Source organism: Caenibius sp. WL, assembly GCF_019803445.1.
Lineage (GTDB): Bacteria > Pseudomonadota > Alphaproteobacteria > Sphingomonadales > Sphingomonadaceae > Caenibius.
On record NZ_CP081844.1, the window covers coordinates 432,121 to 448,460 of the forward strand.

A 16,340-nucleotide genomic window follows, 5' to 3' on the forward strand; every position below is an offset into this window, starting at 1 on the left:
GAAGGATCAGTTCTGGTCTTCCGCCTGCTGGGCGCGGCGGGCTTCGAGCCATGCCTGCGCTTCGGCTTCCTGTGCTGCTTCGGCGGCGGCCTTGGCAGCGGCTTCGCGTTCAGCCTGCAATTCTTCGATCAGCGCCTGACGATCGCCGCCCAGCGCGTTGTCCGCGCCAGCCGCGCCTTCAAGCCCGGCCTTCTTCGCCGACTTGGCGACCACGGCATCGAGTTCGCGCTGCGAACACAGGCCCAGAGTCACCGGGTCCTTGGGCTGGATGTTCTGGATGTTCCAGTGCGAACGGTCACGCACCGCGGCAATCGTGTTGCGGGTGGTGCCGATCAGCTTGCCGATCTGGGCATCGGAGATTTCCGGGTGGTTGCGGATCAGCCAGGCGATGCCATCGGGCTTGTCCTGCCGCTTGGACACCGGCGTGTAGCGCGGCCCCTTGGTGCGGCTGACCGAAACCGGCGCGCGCTGCATCTGCAGGCGGTATTCCGGATCGTCCTGCCCCCGGGCGATTTCTTCATGAGTCAGTTCGCCCGAATGGATCGGATCGCGCCCGGTGTACTTGCTGCTGGCCAGATCGTCGGCCATCGCCTGCACTTCCAGGATATGCAGACCGCAGAATTCGGCGATCTGTTCGAACGTGAGCGCCGTGTTGTCGACCAGCCAGGAAGCGGTCGCATGCGGCATAAGTGGTGTCGGTTGGGACATGGCTTTTCTCCAGCCCTTGCCGGGCCCTGTTCCGCCTTCCGCACCCATGCGGGAAGGGGACTGAATCACACGGTGAAAATATAAGGGCCGCCCCTTCCGGAGCGGCCGTTCGCCCATCTATCTAAGCGATTGCCCGCGATTGGGCAAGGATAATGCGCGCCAAAAAGGGCGTCAGGCCGCCAGTGCGCCATGCGCCGCCGCAAGCGGATCACAGGCCAGCGCCGCGACGAACTGGCGCGCGCTCGCCTCCCAGGTGAAGGAAGCCCCGTAAGCCGCGCAGCTAGCGCGATCGCGTGTGAGCGCGGCGGCAATCGCATGATCGAGCCGTTCGTCCACCGCACCCACGGCGGGCGTCAGGATATCGCACGGGCCCTGCACCGGATAGGCGGCCACCGGCGTGCCGCAGGCCAGTGCTTCGATCATCACCAGCCCGAATGTGTCGGTCCTGCTGGGAAAGACGAAGACATCCGCCCCGGCATAGCAGGCCGCGAGCGCCTGCCCGCTTTGCGAACCGAGGAACACCGTCTCGGGAAACCGGGCCTGCAACCGCGCGCGCGCCGGGCCGTCCCCCACCACCACTTTCGCGCCCGGATGCGGGTTGGCGAGAAACGCCTCGATGTTCTTTTCCACCGAGACCCGCCCGACATAGAGCTGGATCGGGCGTTCAAGTTTTCCGAACAGATCCGGCGGGGCGGCAGCCGGGGTGAAATGGGTAAGGTCCACCCCCCGGCTCCACGGATAGAGCCGGGTCAGGCCCTGTTCGCGCAGTTGCGCCCTGACCGATTCCGTCGCCACCATGATCCCGGCGGAAGGGCGGTGGAACCAGCGGATATAGGGCCAGAACGTCGCGGCGGGCAGGCGCGTGCGGCGGGCGAGATAATCGGGGAACTGGGTATGATAGGCAGTGGTGAAGGATACACCGCGCCGCAGGCAATAGCGGCGCGCCGCCAGCCCCAGCGGCCCTTCGGTGGCGATATGGATCGCATCGGGCGCCGCCCGGTCGAGCCAGGCCCCCACCGCCCCCTGCCGCGCCAGCGCAAGGCGGATTTCGGGATAGCTGGGGCATGGCAAGGACCGGAACCGGTCGGGCGAGATCACCCTGATATCATGCCCCCAACCGCGCAGCACACCCGCCAGAGTGGTCAATGTGCGGACGACGCCGTTGACCTGCGGGGTCCAGGCATCGGTGACGATGGCGATGCGCAGCCCGCTCATGCCGCGCGCCCCATCGCTTGCGCCGCCGGTTGCCCGGCCGCCTCCGCCGCGCGGCGCGCCATTTCCTCGGGCCAGTGCAGCACTTCCATCCGCCCGTCCATATGTTCGACCAGCGCGGTGCAGCCTTCCACCCAATCGCCATCGTTGTAGTAGGCCACCCCATCGAAATCGCGGATTTCCGCCGTATGGATGTGGCCGCACACCACGCCGTCGACCCCGCGTTCGGCCGCTGCACGGCTGACAACCTGTTCATAACGCGAGATAAATTCGACCGCGTTCTTGACCTTGTGCTTGGCCACTTTCGAAAGCGACCAGTAAGGCAGGCCGAAACGGCGCCGCACCGCATTCACACGGCGGTTGCAACCCATCAGCACATGGTACAGCGCATCGCCCACGAACGCGAGCCAGCGATGGGCCAGCATCACTGTGTCGAATTCGTCGCCATGGAGCACCATTAGGCGGCGGCCATCCGCGGTGGTGTGGAACGCCGCCCGGCGGATTTCGACCCCGCCGAAATTCAGCCCGGTGAACTGGCGGAACATCTCATCATGGTTGCCGGGAATATAGACGATCCGCGTGCCGCGCCGGGCCCGCTTGAGAATGCGCCAGACGATTTCGTTGTGGCTGGCGGGCCAGTAGAACTTCTTCTTCAGCCGCCAGCCGTCGATGATGTCGCCCACCAGATACAGCGTCTCGCTGTCGACCGAATCGAGGAAATCGATCAGCATTTCGGCATTGCAGCCGCGCGTGCCGAGATGCACGTCCGAAATCCAGATCGTGCGATAGCGGCGGCGGCCTGCGGGCCCCGGTTCGGGCGCCGGTTCGGACATGGCGGGCGCGCTGTTCAGGAAAGGCAGTGCCACCGGCATCGCGCCGCCCTGGTCCCGCATCGGATCGATGAACGGTTCTATCCCCATGCGGCCCCCCTGCCGCAGGAATGTTACACGCCTGTCTCAATCGGGTGACGGTTTCGTGACATCGCCCTGAAAAGCCGGGATCATGCGATCAATCGTGCATCGGCACGTAGCCCGGCAGCGTGGTCATCCGTTCGAGCCAGGCGCAGATTTGGGGATAGTCGTGCAGGCGGAACCCGCCCGCTTCGGCGACATGGGTATAGGCATAGAGCGCGATATCGGCGAGCGTGACCGACGATCCGACCATCCATTCCCGGCTGCCGAGATGGCGATCCATCGTCGCCAGCGCGTCTTCCCCCGCGATCCGCTTGGCCAGGATCTGCCCGCGCTGCTGCGGCGAAAGCTTGTGTTCGCCGATGAAGCGCAGCCACATCCGCAGGGCCGCGATGTTCGGTTCGTGGCTGTTCTGTTCGAAGAACATCCAGCGCAGCATTTCCGCCTTTTCGAACCGGTCCTGCGGGATCAGCGCGCTGCCTTCGGCAAGATAGCAGCACGCCGCATTGCTTTCGGGCAGGAACCGGTTCCCGATCTGCAACACCGGGATGCGTCCGCCGGGATTGATGCGGGCGAGGAAATCGGGCGTGCGCGTTTCACCTTTCAGGCCATCGTAAGCGACCCGTTCCAGCGCCAGCCCAAGCAAGGCAGCCGTCAGCCGGATCTTGTAGCAATTGCCGCTGCGCGGGTCCTCATGCAGAACCAGCCGCTCCATCTCAGGTCTCCAGCACGATCTTGCCGATATGGTCCCCGGCTTCCATCCGGGCATGGGCCGCCGCGGCTTCCCGCAAGGGGAAACGGCAATCCATCGCCGGGCGCAGGCGGCCATCGGCCACCATATCCCACACATTGCGCTGGATATCGTCGGCCAGCAACGCCTTGAACCCGTCCGACCGGGCGCGCAGCGTCGATCCGGTCAAAGTGTAACGGCGCATCATCACCTGGGCCATGTTGATCTCCGCCCTGACCCCGCCCTGCACCGCAATGGTGACATGGCGGCCATCTTCGGCCAGGCATTTCAGATTGCGTGCGACATAATCCCCCGCAACCATATCCAGCACCAGATCAACGCCGCAACCGTCCGTCAGTGCCCGCACTTCCTCGACGAAATCCTGCGTCCGGTAATTGATCGCATGATCGGCCCCCAGGCGCAGCGCTTCGGCGCATTTTTCATCGCTGCCGCAGGTCACGATCACTTCGATCCCGAACAGCCGCGCCAGCTTCACCGCCATGGTGCCGATGCCGCTGGTCCCGCCGTGCACCAGCATGGTTTCCCCCGCCACCGCGAACCCGCGTTCGAACACGTTGTGCCAGACGGTGAACAGCGTTTCGGGGATAGCCGCCGCCTGATCCAGCGGCAGACCTTCGGGCACCAGCAGGCAATGCCCCGCCTTGGCCAGGCAATATTCGGCATAGCCCCCGCCGGTGACCAGCGCGCAAACTTCCTGCCCGGCCAGTTCCGAGGGCACGCCCGCGCCCAGCGCCACGACAGTGCCCGACAGTTCCAGCCCCGGAATCGGCGAAGCGCCCGGCGGCGGCGGATAGTGTCCCTGCCGCTGGGCCACATCGGGGCGATTGACCCCGGCAAACGCCACTTTGATCAGCACTTCGCCTGCGCCGGGCCGCGGCACGGGCAGTTCCCGCGCCCGCAACACGTCCGGCCCGCCGGGTTCATCGAATCCGATCGCCAGCATGGTGTGCGGTGTTGCCCCGGTCACCCAAATCCCCATATTTCGCTACCCGTCAGGCGGCCCGCTATACGATCCGGGCCCCCTTTCCCAAACGGGTAACGGCCATGTCCATTGACAGCAAGCCCGAGAAAGGAAATGCTGCACCGCAATGGACGAGGACGATCTCCCCAGGCGGCGCGGAGACGCGGCCGCCAAGCTCTCGACCGAGAGCCTCGACAGCTATTCGCAGGACGAGCTGGATGATCGCATCTGCCTTCTCGAAGCGGAAATCGCGCGGGTGAAAGCCCATCGCGAACGCGCGGCGGCGCACCGGCTGGCGGCCGACGCGCTGTTCAAACCGCGCAGCTAGGCGATGCCTGCGGCTGCCCCTCCTTTTTCGGCGCAGCGCCCCCATATAGGTTGCAACACACATCCACTCCTGCTCTTTTCGTTTACGCAACAAAGAGCTCCCCTAGCGAAAGGCCCCTAGATGCCCAGTTTCGCCGCAAACTTGGAAAAGACGCTCCACAACGCGCTTGCCAATGCCGCTGACCGGAGCCACGAATACGCGACGCTGGAACACCTCCTGCTCGCCCTGATCGACGATCCCGATGCCGCCGAAGTGATGGGCGCGTGCGGGGTCGAACTGAACGACCTTGGCGATGTCGTCCGCCAGTATCTCGATCAGGAATACCAGTCGCTCAAAACCGGCGACGATGCCGATCCGCAGCCGACCGCCGGTTTCCAGCGCGTGATCCAGCGCGCCATCCTGCATGTCCAGTCCTCGGGCAAGGACACCGTTACCGGCGCAAACGTGCTGGTGGCGCTGTTTTCCGAGCGTGACAGCTATGCCGTCTATTTCCTGCAACAGCAGGATATGAGCCGCCTGGATGCGGTGAGTTTCATCAGCCACGGCATCGGCAAGGGCGGGCGCCAGTCCGAAACCCGCGCGCCGACCAGTGCGGAAAACCCCGCTCAGTCCGAAGAAAAGGCGGAAAGCAAGGCGTCTGCCAAGGATTCCGCGCTCGACCAGTTCTGCGTCAATCTCAACGAGAAGGCGCTGGGCGGCAAGATCGATCCGCTGATCGGCCGCGGCCCGGAAGTGGACCGGACGATCCAGATCCTTTGCCGCCGGTCGAAGAACAACCCGCTCTATGTCGGTGATCCCGGCGTCGGCAAGACCGCCATCGCCGAAGGGCTGGCGCGCAAAATCGTGGAAGGCGATGTGCCCGAAGTGCTGCGCGATGCGGTGATCTATTCGCTCGACATGGGTTCGCTGCTGGCGGGCACCCGCTATCGCGGCGATTTCGAGGAACGGCTGAAGCAGGTCGTCTCCGAACTCGAAAAGATGCCCGAAGCGGTGCTGTTCATCGATGAAATCCACACGGTGATCGGCGCCGGCGCCACCAGCGGCGGGGCGATGGACGCGTCCAACCTCCTGAAGCCCGCGTTGTCCAGCGGGGCGATCCGCTGCATCGGTTCGACCACGTACAAGGAGTTCCGCAACCACTTCGAGAAGGATCGCGCGCTGCTGCGCCGGTTCCAGAAGATCGACGTGAACGAGCCGACGGTGGAGGATACGATCAAGATCCTGCGCGGGCTGCGCTCCGCCTTCGAGGAACATCACAAGGTCAAGTACACGCCCGATGCGATCAAGACGGCGGTCGAACTTTCGGCCCGCTACATCAATGATCGCAAGCTGCCGGACAAAGCCATCGACGTGATCGACGAAGTGGGCGCGATGCAGATGCTCTATCCGCCCAGCCGCCGGAAGAAGACGATCACCGCGCGCGAAATCGAAGCGGTGATCGCCACCATGGCGCGCATCCCGCCCAAAAGCGTGTCGACCGACGACAAGAAGGCGCTCGAACATCTCGACCGCGATCTGAAGCGCGTCGTCTATGGGCAGGACAAGGCGATCGAAGTGCTGTCCAGCGCGATGAAGCTCAGCCGCGCGGGCCTGCGCGATCCGGACAAGCCGATCGGGAGCTTCCTGTTCTCCGGCCCCACCGGCGTCGGCAAGACGGAAGTCGCCCGTCAGCTCGCCTCGATCATGGGGATCGAATTGAAGCGCTTCGACATGTCGGAATACATGGAGCGCCACAGCGTTTCCCGGCTGATCGGCGCGCCTCCGGGCTATGTCGGCTACGATCAGGGCGGCCTGTTGACCGATGCCATCGACCAGCATCCGCATTGCGTGCTGCTGCTGGACGAGATCGAGAAAGCCCACCCCGACCTGTTCAACATCCTGTTGCAGGTGATGGACAATGGCCGGCTGACCGATCACCACGGCAAGACGGTGGATTTCCGCAACGTCATCCTGATCATGACGACCAACGCGGGCGCATCGGACATGGCGCGCCAGGGCATCGGTTTCGGCGACGTGTCGAAGGAAGACGCGGGCGACGAAGCGGTGAAGCGGATGTTCAGCCCCGAATTCCGCAACCGGCTCGATGCCATCGTGCCGTTCGCCTATCTCGGCGCCGAAACCGTCAGCCGGGTGGTGGACAAGTTCATCCTCCAGCTGGAACTGCAGCTGGCGGAACAGAACGTCCACATCCAGTTCGATGGCGATGCCCGCGACTGGCTGTCCAAGCGCGGCTATGACCGGCTCTACGGCGCGCGCCCGATGGGTCGGCTGATTCAGGAAAAGGTCAAGCAGCCGCTCGCCGAAGAACTGCTGTTCGGCAAGCTTGCCCATGGTGGCGAAGTGCATGTGAGCATCAAGGACGACAAGCTCGCTTTCGAACTCACACCCGCGCCGCCGAAGGAAAGCAAGCAACCGAAGCGGGCCAAGGCGGCGAAGAAAACCGCTTCGCGCGCCGGTGGCAAGCCCGCCGGTCAGGACAGCGGCGATCCGGCGGACGAACCGGCTGGCGGCGAAGAATAACGCCCGATCCCCGGTGCAATTCGGCAGGGCGGCTGGTCGATCCGGCCGCCCTGTTCGTATGGGGCCCGGCGCAAGGGGATCGCAATTTGCGCGCGGTCAAAGACTTTCCTGCCGCGATCGCCCAGGCAAATGTTGCAGACGTTTCACCCGGTGAGGAGCACCATGGCAAGCCAGCCCCAGCAAGGCGCGACCCCTTATGACCTGATCGGCGGCGCGCCCGTTATCCGGCGCATCGTGGACCGGTTCTACGATCTGATGGATCAGGATCCGGCCTATGCCGAATTGCGCGCGCTGCACGCCCCCGACCTGGGGCCGATGCGCCATTCGCTATCCGGCTTTCTCAACGCGTGGGCAGGCGGCCCGCGCGACTGGTTCGAGGAAAACCCCGGCAAATGCATGATGAGTGCGCACAAAGGGATTGCCATCGCACCAGCCACCGCCGCGCAATGGGCCGAGGCGATGAACCGCGCGATTGCCGATTGCGAGCCGGAAAACCGGGAACTGGGCGCGGAAATGGCCGATATGCTCAACCGCATGGCCCGCGCCATGGGTGCGCGCAGCTGACCGGAACGCCGCCCCGCGCCCGGTGCTTTGCGGTGGGGGCCGGATCGGGCATAACCGCGCCATGAACGTCTATGACCGGCCGCGCCAGATTCTGGCGGCAGGATTGGCCACGCTGGCCGGTTTTGCCGATGCGACTGGCTTCCTAGCCGCGAAAAGCTATTTCGTGTCGTTCATGTCCGGCAACACCACCCGGCTGGCCGTCGACATCGTGACCGACAGACATGCCGCGACCCTCCCCGCATTGCTGATCGCCGGCTTCGTCGTGGGCGTGACCGGCGGCGCGCTGCTGGCCGACTGGGCGGGAACGCGGCGCAAATCGGCGGTTCTGGGCGCCGCGGCTGGTCTGCTCGTGCTGGCGGCGATCTTGCAGACAGGCCAGCGCACCGGGGGGTTCCTCGCCTGCACCGTATTGAGCATGGGCGTGATCAACAACAGCTTCCGCCGCAACGGCGAAGTCGCCATCGGCGTGACTTACATGACCGGCGCCCTCGTCCGCTTCGGACAAGGGCTGGCCGCTTTCCTGCAGGGTAGCGCCCGCCCCGGCTGGCTGGGCAATCTGGCGTTATGGGCGGGGCTGGTCTGCGGGGCGGTGGCCGGAACCGCCGCTTTCCTCCATTCGCAGGCGCTTTCCGCGTGGATCGCGGCGGGTTGGGCGATCTGCCTCGCCGCCAGCGCCGTCCTTATCGAAGGGCGCGGTCATCCCTCCAGTTGAACCAGCTTGTCGCGCCCGGTCGCCCCGCGCAGCAGCTTCACGCGCGAGGGCGCTATACCCAGCGCCGCCGCCAGCGATTCCAGCACCGCATCGTTGGCTTCCCCATCCTTGGGCTTGGCCCGAACTTTGACGACAAGGCAGCCATCGGCGATTTCGATCCCTTCGCTGCGCGCGCCGGGCGTGACCCGCAGGGCAAGCCGCCTTTCGCCATCGGCCAGCGCCAGAATCGCCGTGGCAGGGGGATAGGCGGTCTTAGGCCGCGCCATCGCCCGCCGCCGCCAGCGCGGCGAGATGCGCCCGCCCGTTTTCGACATACCGGGCAACCCCCGCCTGCATTTCGGCGAGCGCTTCATCGGGCAGGTCGCGGGCATATTTGGCGGGCCGCCCCATCCACAATTGCCGCGCGCCGAGAACCTTGCCAGGCGACAGGATCGCGCCCGCCGCCAGCATCCCGTCGCTTTCGATCACCGCCCCGTTCATCACCGTGGCGCTGAGGCCGACAAAGGCGCGGTCCCGCAAGGTGCAGCCGTGCAGCATCGCCATATGGCCGACCAGCACATCATCGCCGATGATCGCGGGGAAGCCATCGGGCATATGCGCATCCGGGCCATCGCAATGGATCACCGTGCCATCCTGGATATTGCTGCGCGCGCCGATCACGATCCGGTTCACATCGCCGCGCAGCACGCAATTGTACCACACGCTGACATCCGGGCCGATTTCCACATCGCCGATAATGCGCACACCGGGGGCGATGAAAGCGCTGTCGTGAATCCGGGGCACCTTGCCATGGAAAGGCAGGATCGTGGTGCCGGGCCGCTGGATAGTCATGTCATGGTTCCTTTTGCGCTCACGCTTCGCCGCGCAGCATAGCCCATTCTTCGCGGGTAATCGCGTAGACTATGATCGTGCCGCTTTCCGGATCGAAATCGGTGTTGGCAAAATCCAGATCGGCGCGGCGGCGCATGCCCAGCCGCCGCATCAGGCCCCAGCTTGCCGCGTTTCCTTCCACCGTCAGAGCCAGCATATGCGGCGCGCCGAATGTCTCGAACCCGATCGCCATGCACGCCTGCGCCGCTTCCAGCGCATAGCCATGGCCCCAGGCATCTTCGCGCAGGCGCCAGCCGATTTCCATATCGCCCACCGGCCCGCCTTGCTGGTTGGAGCGCTTGAACCCGCAGAAGCCCAGCGGTTCACCCGCCAGATGGCCGCCGTCCCGCTTGCGCTCCACCACCCAGAACGTGAAACCGTGATCGCGCCGGTAGGATTCGAGCCGGAGGCGCGCGGTGGCCATGCCCGCCTCGTTCATCACCCCGCCCAGCCAGCGCATCACCGCGGGCGTGTTGGTGTGGCGGAAGAACGGTTCCCAGTCCTCCTCGCGCCAGTCGCGCAGGATCAGGCGATCGGTTTCATGGCGGAATTCAGCCATTGAGCAAGCGCGCGGCAAAAGGCGCGTGATAGGTCAGCACGCCGGAACAACCCGCGCGGCGGAAGGCCATCAGCGTTTCCATCACCAGCCCTTCCCGCTCGCCCGCATCCGCCGCCACGGCGGCTTCGATCATCGCGTATTCGCCGCTGACCTGATAGGCGAAGACGGGCACTTCGAAGCGTTCCTTCACCCGCCGCACGATATCGAGATAGGGCAGGCCCGGCTTGACCATCACGCTGTCCGCCCCTTCGGCGAGGTCGAGCGCCACTTCGCGCAGCGCTTCCTCCGCATTGGCCGGATCCATCTGATAGGTCTTCTTGTCGCCTTTCAGCAGCCCGCGCGAGCCCACCGCATCGCGGAACGGGCCATAGAAGGCGGAAGCGTATTTCGCCGCATAGGCCATGATCTGAATATTGGTATGGCCCGCCTGTTCCAGCGCGGCGCGGATTGCGCCCACACGGCCATCCATCATGTCTGACGGGGCGATGATATCGGCCCCGGCAGCGGCCTGGTTGAGGCTCTGGCCGATCAGCGCTTCGACCGAGGCATCGTTGAGGACATAGCCGCTGTCATCGAGCAGCCCATCCTGGCCGTGCGTGGTATAGGGATCGAGCGCGACATCGGTCAGCACGCCGATATCGCTGCCGCAGGCATCGCGAATCGCCCGGATCGCCCGGCACATCAGGTTTTCGGGATTGAGCGCTTCGCGGCCATCGTCGCTGCGCCTGTCCACCGGGGTGTTCGGAAACAACGCCAGACAGGGAATGCCGAGGTCCACCGCTTCCTTCGCCCGGGCCACGATCCCATCCACCGACCAGCGCGACACGCCGGGAAGCGAGGCGACCGGTTCTTCCACCCCCCGCCCTTCGGTCACGAACAGCGGCCAGATCAGTTGATCCGGGCTGAGCTGGTTTTCACGATGGAGCGCGCGGCTCCAGGCGCTGGTCCGCGTGCGGCGCAGGCGAAGGGCGGGATAGGCGGCTGTCATGGCCCATTCCCTGCCGGAAAAGCGCCCGCGGTTCAATCGCGCGATAGGCTGGCCAGACGGGGCAGATTGTCCACCCGGTCGATCTCCCGCGCCGGAGCGGGGGCTTGCGCCATGACGGGCGCGCTGGGGGCCAGATCGCGCAAGGCCGCGCCGGGCGCGATCGCTTTCAAGGCCGCCAGCCGAGCGCGGAAAGCCGCCAGTTCGCCGCCATCGAGCTGCGAGCGGACGGCAAAGCGCACGCTGGCCGGGTTCACCGTCTGCCCGTTGCGATACATTTCATAATGGAGATGCGGCCCGGTCGAAAGGCCGGTGGAACCGACATAGCCCAGCACCTGCCCCCGCCGTACCTGCGCCCCTGGTGCCACGGCAATCCGGCTCATATGCGCGTAGCCCGTGCCGAGCCCACCGCCATGATCGAGCCTGACGAAATTGCCATGCCCGCCATGACGCCCGGCGAAAACCACCCGGCCATCGGTGACGGCATAGATCGGCGTACCGTAGCGCGCCCTGAAATCCATCCCCTTGTGCATCCGCATATAGCCGAGAATGGGATGGCGGCGCATGCCGAAGGGCGAACCCATCTGCCCCTGGACCGGGGCCACCAAGCCGCTGCGCATCTGGCCGACGCCCGATGCTTCGAAGAACTGGCCGTCCTTGCCCCAGCGGAGCAGTTGCGCCTTGGGCCTGCCGCTCCGTTCCAGCCCGGCATAGAGCAGTTCGCCCGCCTCGCTCTCACCCGTTTCCGCGCGTTTGTAGGCGACGACGATATCGAACGTGTCGCCCGCGCCCAGCCCGCCATCGAGATCGACATGGCCCGCCAGCGTGCGCAGATATTGCTGCACGGCATGGGCAGGCACCCCGGCGTTGCGGGCGGAACGGTAGAGGCTGGCCCCCACGGCCCCGCGGATGCGCAGCGGGGTCGCATCGACCCGGATCGCACGCGGGGCGAGAACCAGATCGTCCCCCTGCCGCTTCACCGCGAGTTCGAGATCGAATCGCGCCCGCAGATTGAGTGCCTCAAGCGGGCGCGCCGCATCCGGCGCGGGGCGGCGGCCCAACACGATGGACACTTTCGTGCCGGAACGAATCCCGCCCTGCGGCACCGCATCCGCCACCATCGCGCTCACACGCTGGGCATCGCCCGCGCCCACGCCCGCCCGTTTCAGCATACGGTCAAAACTGTCCCCCGGGGCAAGCGTCGCCACCAGTTCCAGCCGGGGCCGTTCGGGGGCGGCTTGCAGCGGAATCACCGCTGCGGTCGCTTCCCGGTGGCGGCCGCTCGCCCCCCCGCGCGACAGGGGCTGGATCATCTGGCTGCGGTATTCGCTGCACGCCTCGGTATCCAGCGTCATTGCCGAAGCCGCTTCGAGCGGGGTGAAATCGGGCCAGAACGCCAGCGCCACGGCGGACAGGCCTGCCAGAGTCCCCAGCCCGCGAAACCAGCGCAGGCTGCCGATATCGTCCGCCAGATCGTGCGCCAGCTCGAACAGCGGACCTGTGCTCGCGCGCGCGGCATCCACGCGCCATTCGGCAAGACGTTCGCTCAGCGAACGCACCCGGCGATAAAGGAGCATTTCCCCGTCATCGCGCATCCGCGCGGCGGGCGACAATGCCCCCACCGGCCGTTGTCCCTGGCCGGCCCGCCCGAATCCGGCAAGTACTTCCTGGCGCGGTGCAGACAAGCGCGCTTCCCCCCGTGCGGCCCCCCGTGCAGCGGGCCGTTTCCATCCGGCCGCCCTACTGCCAGATCGAAGTTAACAAGCACCTAAGTGCATCCGGAACCGATGCGATTGTGCTTGGCCCGTTCGCCCGCGCCGCCGGTCAACGGGGGAAGACCTGCACCCGCCGCTTGCAGCAACGCGCCGGGACCGCCACAATCGCGGGCGTGACTGGCAAGCATCCGGCCCGCTCGGGCGATACCCGCATCAAGGCCGTGCTCGGGCCGACCAATACGGGCAAGACGCATCTGGCGATCGAACGTCTGTGCGCGCATTCCAGCGGCGCCATCGGCTTTCCGCTGCGGCTGCTGGCCCGCGAAGTCTATGACAAAGTCTGCGCGATCAAGGGCCCGAAGGAAGTGGCGCTGATCACGGGCGAGGAACGGATCGAACCGCCCGGCGCGCGCTGGCTGCTGTGCACCGCCGAAGCCATGCCGCGCGAAGCGGGAACGCGCGCTTTCGTGGCGCTGGACGAGGCGCAACTGGCCGCGGATCGCGAACGCGGCCACATTTTCACCGATCACCTGCTGAACACGCGCGGGCGCGACGAAACGATGATTCTCGGCTCCTCCACGCTGGAACCGATGATCCGTTCGCTGCTGCCCGAAGCTGAGATCACCACCCGGCCGCGCTTCTCCACCCTGCGCCATGCCGGCGCGACCAAGCTTTCGCGCCTGCCCCCACGCAGCGCCGTGGTCGCCTTTTCGGCGGAGCAGGTCTATGCGGTGGCCGAAATGCTGCGGCGCTTCCGCGGCGGCGCGGCGGTGGTCATGGGCGCGCTCAGCCCACAGACACGCAACGCGCAGGTCGAACTGTTCCAGTCGGGCGAAGTCGATTACATCGTCGCCACCGACGCGATCGGCATGGGGCTCAATCTCGATGTCACCCATGTCGCCTTTGCCGGGCTGTCCAAGTTCGACGGGGTGCGCCAGCGGCGGCTGACCCCGGCCGAAATGGCCCAGATCGCCGGGCGCGCGGGCCGCCACCAGAAAGACGGGACATTCGGCACGCTGTCCGGCGGCGGGCGCGATGTCGCTTTCACCGACGAAGAAATCTACGCCATCGAGGAACACCGGTTCGCCCCGTTGAGCCATCTGTTCTGGCGCGAAGGCGATCCCCGGTTCGACAGTGTCGACACCCTGATCGGCGATCTGGAGGCCAAGCCGGAAACGCCGGGGCTCGTCCCCGCGCCCGAAGCGATCGATCTCGCCGTGCTCAAACGTCTGGCGGAAGAGCCGGAAATCCTCGCCGGTATCACCTCCCCCCGGCAGGTCGCCCGATTCTGGGATGCCTGTTCGCTGCCCGATTTCCGGCAGCACGGGGCGGAAACGCACGCGCGCTTCATTGCGCGGCTGTGGCAGGACCTGCGCCATGGCGAACTGGGCAGCGATTATGTCGCCGCGCGCATCGCCGACCTTGACCGGCCCGACGGCGACATCGATACGTTGCAGGGCCGGATCGCGGCCATTCGCAGTTGGGCCTATATCTGCCAGCGGCCCGATTGGGTGCTGGCGCGGGATGAAATGGCGGCGCGCGCCCGCGCGGCCGAAGCGCGCTTGTCCGATGCCTTGCACGGCAGGCTGACCGAACGTTTCGTCAACCGGCGCACGGCTGTATTGATGAAGACCATGGGTAAGGATGCAAACTTGTTGCGCGTAGAACTGGCGGAAGACGGCGCGGTATCCGTCGAAGGCGAAATCATCGGCCATCTCGACGGTTTCCGCTTCGTGGTGGATGCCCGCACCGGGCATGACGATCGCAAGCTGCTGCTGGCGGCGGCGGAACGTCACATGGCCGAACTGCTGGCGCAAAAGGCATCGCAACTGATCGCCAGCGAATTCGGCGAACTGACGATCGAAAAGGGCGAAATCCTGCGCGAAGGCCAGCCTGTGGCCCACTTGCGCGAAGGCAAGGCCCTGGCCGCCCCGCGTATAGAACTGGCCCGCGAACTGGGCGCGCTGGCCCCGCAACAGCGCACCCGGCTTGCCGAAGCGCTCGAAGTCTGGCTGGTGCGCGAGCTGGCGCCGCTGGCCCCGCTGACCCGCCTGGAAGAAGCCGCGCGCGATCCCCAGGCGGGGACGGAACTGCGCGCGCTCCTGCTGGCGGTGATCGCCGGGCGGGGCATTGTCCTGCGCGAACGGGCAGGCCTTGCCCAGGTGCCGCCCGAGCGGCGGCGCGAACTGCGCAAGCTGGGCGTCACCATCGGCGCGCTGGATATTTTCGTGCCCGCGCTGCTCAAGCCAGCGCCGCGCAAGCTGCTGCGCGCGATCGGGGTGGACCGCCGCTTCGTGCGCGAGGATATGGCGAGCGTCATTCCCGGCGGGCAGAAACTGCCGGCCGGCTATCGCCATGCGGGTAAGCAGGCGATCCGCGTGGACATGGCCGAAAAGCTGTTCCGCGCCGCGCACGAAAGCCGCGCCGCGGCACCGGGCAAGCGGCGGTTCGTTATCGACACCGCGCTCGGCACGTCGATGGGCTTGGCGCCGGGCAGTTTCGTGCGGTTGATGCGCGAAGCGGGCTTCCGCAAGATTCCCGCCCCGGCGCTGGCCGAAGGGGTGTTCGGCCCGCCCGAACCCGATCTGTGGGAATGGCGCGCCCCGCGCAAGGATCACCAGTCCACTGCCCGCCCGGCGGCGCCCAAGCCGCGCGAAGGCAGCGCCTTTGCCGCGCTGGCCGATCTGATCCGCTAAGGCCGCCCACCGGTGCGGATCGACAAGCTGTTGTGGTTCCTGCGCTTCGCCAAGACTCGCGGGCTGGCGCAGAAATGGGTCGACGAAGGCCATATCCGCCGCAACGGCAACCGGGTGGAACGCACCGGGCAGCCCACGGCCGTGGGCGATATCCTCACGCTGCCGCTGCGCGGCGGGGTGCTCGTCATCGAACTGCTGAGCCTTCCGGCGCGGCGCGGACCGGCCGCCGAAGCGCGCGAATGCTATCGGGTGCTTGACGGAGAGCGGAACTTCGCCATAGCAGAGCGCAGCAACGAACCGCCTGAAGGGCCTGAAGGGGAATACCGACCATGACCTATGTCGTCACCGATGCATGCATCAAGTGCAAGTATATGGATTGCGTCGAGGTGTGTCCGGTGGACTGCTTCTACGAAGGCGAAAACATGCTGGTGATCAATCCCAGCGAATGCATCGACTGCGGCGTGTGCGAACCCGAATGCCCGGCCGAAGCGATTCTGCCCGACACCGAAAGCGATCTGGAACAGTGGCTTGAACTGAACGCCAAGTATTCGGCGGAATGGCCGAATCTGACCAGCAAGCGCGACACGCCCGCCGATGCCGACGAATACAAGGGCGTCGAAGGCAAGTTCGAAAAGTTCTTCTCGCCCGAACCCGGCGAAGGCGACTGATCGCCCCCTGATTTCCCGCATATCGGCGGCCCGCCGCCGATCCGGAACACAGGCGCCACCCTTTTCGGCAGGTTCTTTCCCGGAATCGCCGAAGGGGTGGTATTTTTCGTTCAAATCTGCTATATGGCCCTTGACTGCTGCGGATTTGCCGTAGGGCAGCGCATGATTTAGGCGAGCAAG

Annotated in this window: 17 protein-coding genes; 7 read left to right on the plus strand and 10 right to left on the minus strand. The window is 66.0% G+C overall.

Features of this window, described 5'->3' with window-relative positions; translation table 11 throughout:
• Window positions 1-6: 6 nt before the first annotated feature.
• From K5X80_RS02130 to K5X80_RS02150, 5 genes are all read right to left on the minus strand, one after another.
• A complete protein-coding gene (locus K5X80_RS02130) occupies window positions 7-708 on the minus strand; it encodes a DUF1013 domain-containing protein (RefSeq protein ID WP_222559216.1) in 702 nt (233 codons plus the stop codon).
• Between the two features lie 171 nt (window positions 709-879).
• Entirely contained in the window at window positions 880-1,914 is a 1,035-nt protein-coding gene (locus tag K5X80_RS02135) for a glycosyltransferase family 4 protein (protein WP_283249263.1), read from the minus strand.
• 5 nt (window positions 1,915-1,919) lie between these two features.
• A complete protein-coding gene (locus tag K5X80_RS02140; RefSeq protein WP_222560350.1) occupies window positions 1,920-2,753 on the minus strand; it encodes a UDP-2,3-diacylglucosamine diphosphatase in 834 nt (277 codons plus the stop codon).
• Between the two features lie 175 nt (window positions 2,754-2,928).
• On the minus strand, window positions 2,929-3,546 hold the full coding sequence (locus tag K5X80_RS02145; protein ID WP_222559218.1) for a glutathione S-transferase family protein: 618 nt from the start codon (window positions 3,544-3,546) through the stop codon (window positions 2,929-2,931).
• 1 nt (window position 3,547) lies between these two features.
• Window positions 3,548-4,525 (minus strand): NAD(P)H-quinone oxidoreductase, encoded by a 978-nt coding sequence (locus K5X80_RS02150; RefSeq protein ID WP_222560351.1) that lies wholly within the window; start codon window positions 4,523-4,525, stop codon window positions 3,548-3,550.
• A 145-nt stretch (window positions 4,526-4,670) separates the two neighbouring features.
• Here K5X80_RS02150 and K5X80_RS02155 point away from each other — a divergent pair, with 145 nt between their 5' ends.
• The 4 genes from K5X80_RS02155 to K5X80_RS02170 all read left to right on the plus strand — a co-directional run bounded on the left by K5X80_RS02155 (window position 4,671) and on the right by K5X80_RS02170 (window position 8,667).
• A complete protein-coding gene (locus K5X80_RS02155; protein ID WP_222559219.1) occupies window positions 4,671-4,871 on the plus strand; it encodes a DUF1192 family protein in 201 nt (66 codons plus the stop codon).
• 120 nt (window positions 4,872-4,991) lie between these two features.
• Window positions 4,992-7,391 (plus strand): ATP-dependent Clp protease ATP-binding subunit ClpA, encoded by a 2,400-nt coding sequence (clpA, locus tag K5X80_RS02160; RefSeq protein WP_222559220.1) that lies wholly within the window; start codon window positions 4,992-4,994, stop codon window positions 7,389-7,391.
• A gap of 162 nt (window positions 7,392-7,553) precedes the next feature.
• Window positions 7,554-7,955 (plus strand): group II truncated hemoglobin, encoded by a 402-nt coding sequence (locus K5X80_RS02165; RefSeq protein WP_222559221.1) that lies wholly within the window; start codon window positions 7,554-7,556, stop codon window positions 7,953-7,955.
• The gene (locus K5X80_RS02170; protein ID WP_222559222.1) at window positions 7,942-8,667 is read left to right on the plus strand and encodes a YoaK family protein; all 726 of its coding nucleotides are present in this window, start codon (window positions 7,942-7,944) and stop codon (window positions 8,665-8,667) included. Before K5X80_RS02165 ends, K5X80_RS02170 begins: the two co-directional genes overlap by 14 nt.
• On the opposite strand, the gene K5X80_RS02175 is transcribed toward K5X80_RS02170, so the two are convergent.
• The 5 genes from K5X80_RS02175 to K5X80_RS02195 are packed head-to-tail and all read right to left on the minus strand — an operon-like array spanning window position 8,652 to window position 12,703.
• On the minus strand, window positions 8,652-8,933 hold the full coding sequence (locus K5X80_RS02175; protein ID WP_222559223.1) for a DUF167 domain-containing protein: 282 nt from the start codon (window positions 8,931-8,933) through the stop codon (window positions 8,652-8,654). The two genes, K5X80_RS02170 and K5X80_RS02175, sit on opposite strands and share 16 nt — an antisense overlap.
• Window positions 8,920-9,498: a gamma carbonic anhydrase family protein gene (locus tag K5X80_RS02180; protein WP_222559224.1), complete on the minus strand. Its 579-nt coding sequence runs from the start codon at window positions 9,496-9,498 to the stop codon at window positions 8,920-8,922. Before K5X80_RS02180 ends, K5X80_RS02175 begins: the two co-directional genes overlap by 14 nt.
• A gap of 19 nt (window positions 9,499-9,517) precedes the next feature.
• Window positions 9,518-10,096 (minus strand): GNAT family N-acetyltransferase, encoded by a 579-nt coding sequence (locus K5X80_RS02185; protein WP_222559225.1) that lies wholly within the window; start codon window positions 10,094-10,096, stop codon window positions 9,518-9,520.
• Entirely contained in the window at window positions 10,089-11,084 is a 996-nt protein-coding gene (hemB, locus tag K5X80_RS02190; RefSeq protein WP_222559226.1) for a porphobilinogen synthase, read from the minus strand. The genes K5X80_RS02185 and hemB overlap by 8 nt, the downstream gene beginning before the upstream one ends.
• Before the next feature lie 32 nt (window positions 11,085-11,116).
• Entirely contained in the window at window positions 11,117-12,703 is a 1,587-nt protein-coding gene (locus tag K5X80_RS02195; RefSeq protein ID WP_222559227.1) for a M23 family metallopeptidase, read from the minus strand.
• Between the two features lie 266 nt (window positions 12,704-12,969).
• On the opposite strand from K5X80_RS02195, the gene K5X80_RS02200 reads away from it, so the two are divergent.
• Genes K5X80_RS02200 through fdxA form a run of 3 tightly spaced genes read left to right on the plus strand, consistent with a single transcriptional unit; the run spans window position 12,970 to window position 16,160 of the window.
• Window positions 12,970-15,492, plus strand: a complete 2,523-nt coding sequence (locus K5X80_RS02200) for a helicase-related protein (RefSeq protein WP_222559228.1) — start codon at window positions 12,970-12,972, stop codon at window positions 15,490-15,492.
• A gap of 12 nt (window positions 15,493-15,504) precedes the next feature.
• Complete coding sequence (locus tag K5X80_RS02205; protein WP_222559229.1) at window positions 15,505-15,825, plus strand: RNA-binding S4 domain-containing protein; 321 nt, start codon at window positions 15,505-15,507, stop codon at window positions 15,823-15,825.
• Entirely contained in the window at window positions 15,822-16,160 is a 339-nt protein-coding gene (fdxA, locus tag K5X80_RS02210; protein ID WP_222559230.1) for a ferredoxin FdxA, read from the plus strand. The genes K5X80_RS02205 and fdxA overlap by 4 nt, the downstream gene beginning before the upstream one ends.
• Window positions 16,161-16,340: the final 180 nt, after the last annotated feature.

Coding starts and splice junctions, on each gene's coding strand:
- hemB (WP_222559226.1), bottom strand. CDS start 11,084: ATGACAGCCGCCTATCCCGCCCTTCGCCTGCGCCGCACGCGGACCAGC.
- K5X80_RS02145 (WP_222559218.1), bottom strand. CDS start 3,546: ATGGAGCGGCTGGTTCTGCATGAGGACCCGCGCAGCGGCAATTGCTAC.
- K5X80_RS02180 (WP_222559224.1), bottom strand. CDS start 9,498: ATGACTATCCAGCGGCCCGGCACCACGATCCTGCCTTTCCATGGCAAG.
- K5X80_RS02165 (WP_222559221.1), top strand. CDS start 7,554: ATGGCAAGCCAGCCCCAGCAAGGCGCGACCCCTTATGACCTGATCGGC.
- K5X80_RS02130 (WP_222559216.1), bottom strand. CDS start 708: ATGTCCCAACCGACACCACTTATGCCGCATGCGACCGCTTCCTGGCTG.
- K5X80_RS02175 (WP_222559223.1), bottom strand. CDS start 8,933: ATGGCGCGGCCTAAGACCGCCTATCCCCCTGCCACGGCGATTCTGGCG.
- K5X80_RS02155 (WP_222559219.1), top strand. CDS start 4,671: ATGGACGAGGACGATCTCCCCAGGCGGCGCGGAGACGCGGCCGCCAAG.
- K5X80_RS02185 (WP_222559225.1), bottom strand. CDS start 10,096: ATGGCTGAATTCCGCCATGAAACCGATCGCCTGATCCTGCGCGACTGG.
- K5X80_RS02150 (WP_222560351.1), bottom strand. CDS start 4,525: ATGCTGGCGATCGGATTCGATGAACCCGGCGGGCCGGACGTGTTGCGG.
- fdxA (WP_222559230.1), top strand. CDS start 15,822: ATGACCTATGTCGTCACCGATGCATGCATCAAGTGCAAGTATATGGAT.
- clpA (WP_222559220.1), top strand. CDS start 4,992: ATGCCCAGTTTCGCCGCAAACTTGGAAAAGACGCTCCACAACGCGCTT.
- K5X80_RS02140 (WP_222560350.1), bottom strand. CDS start 2,753: ATGTCCGAACCGGCGCCCGAACCGGGGCCCGCAGGCCGCCGCCGCTAT.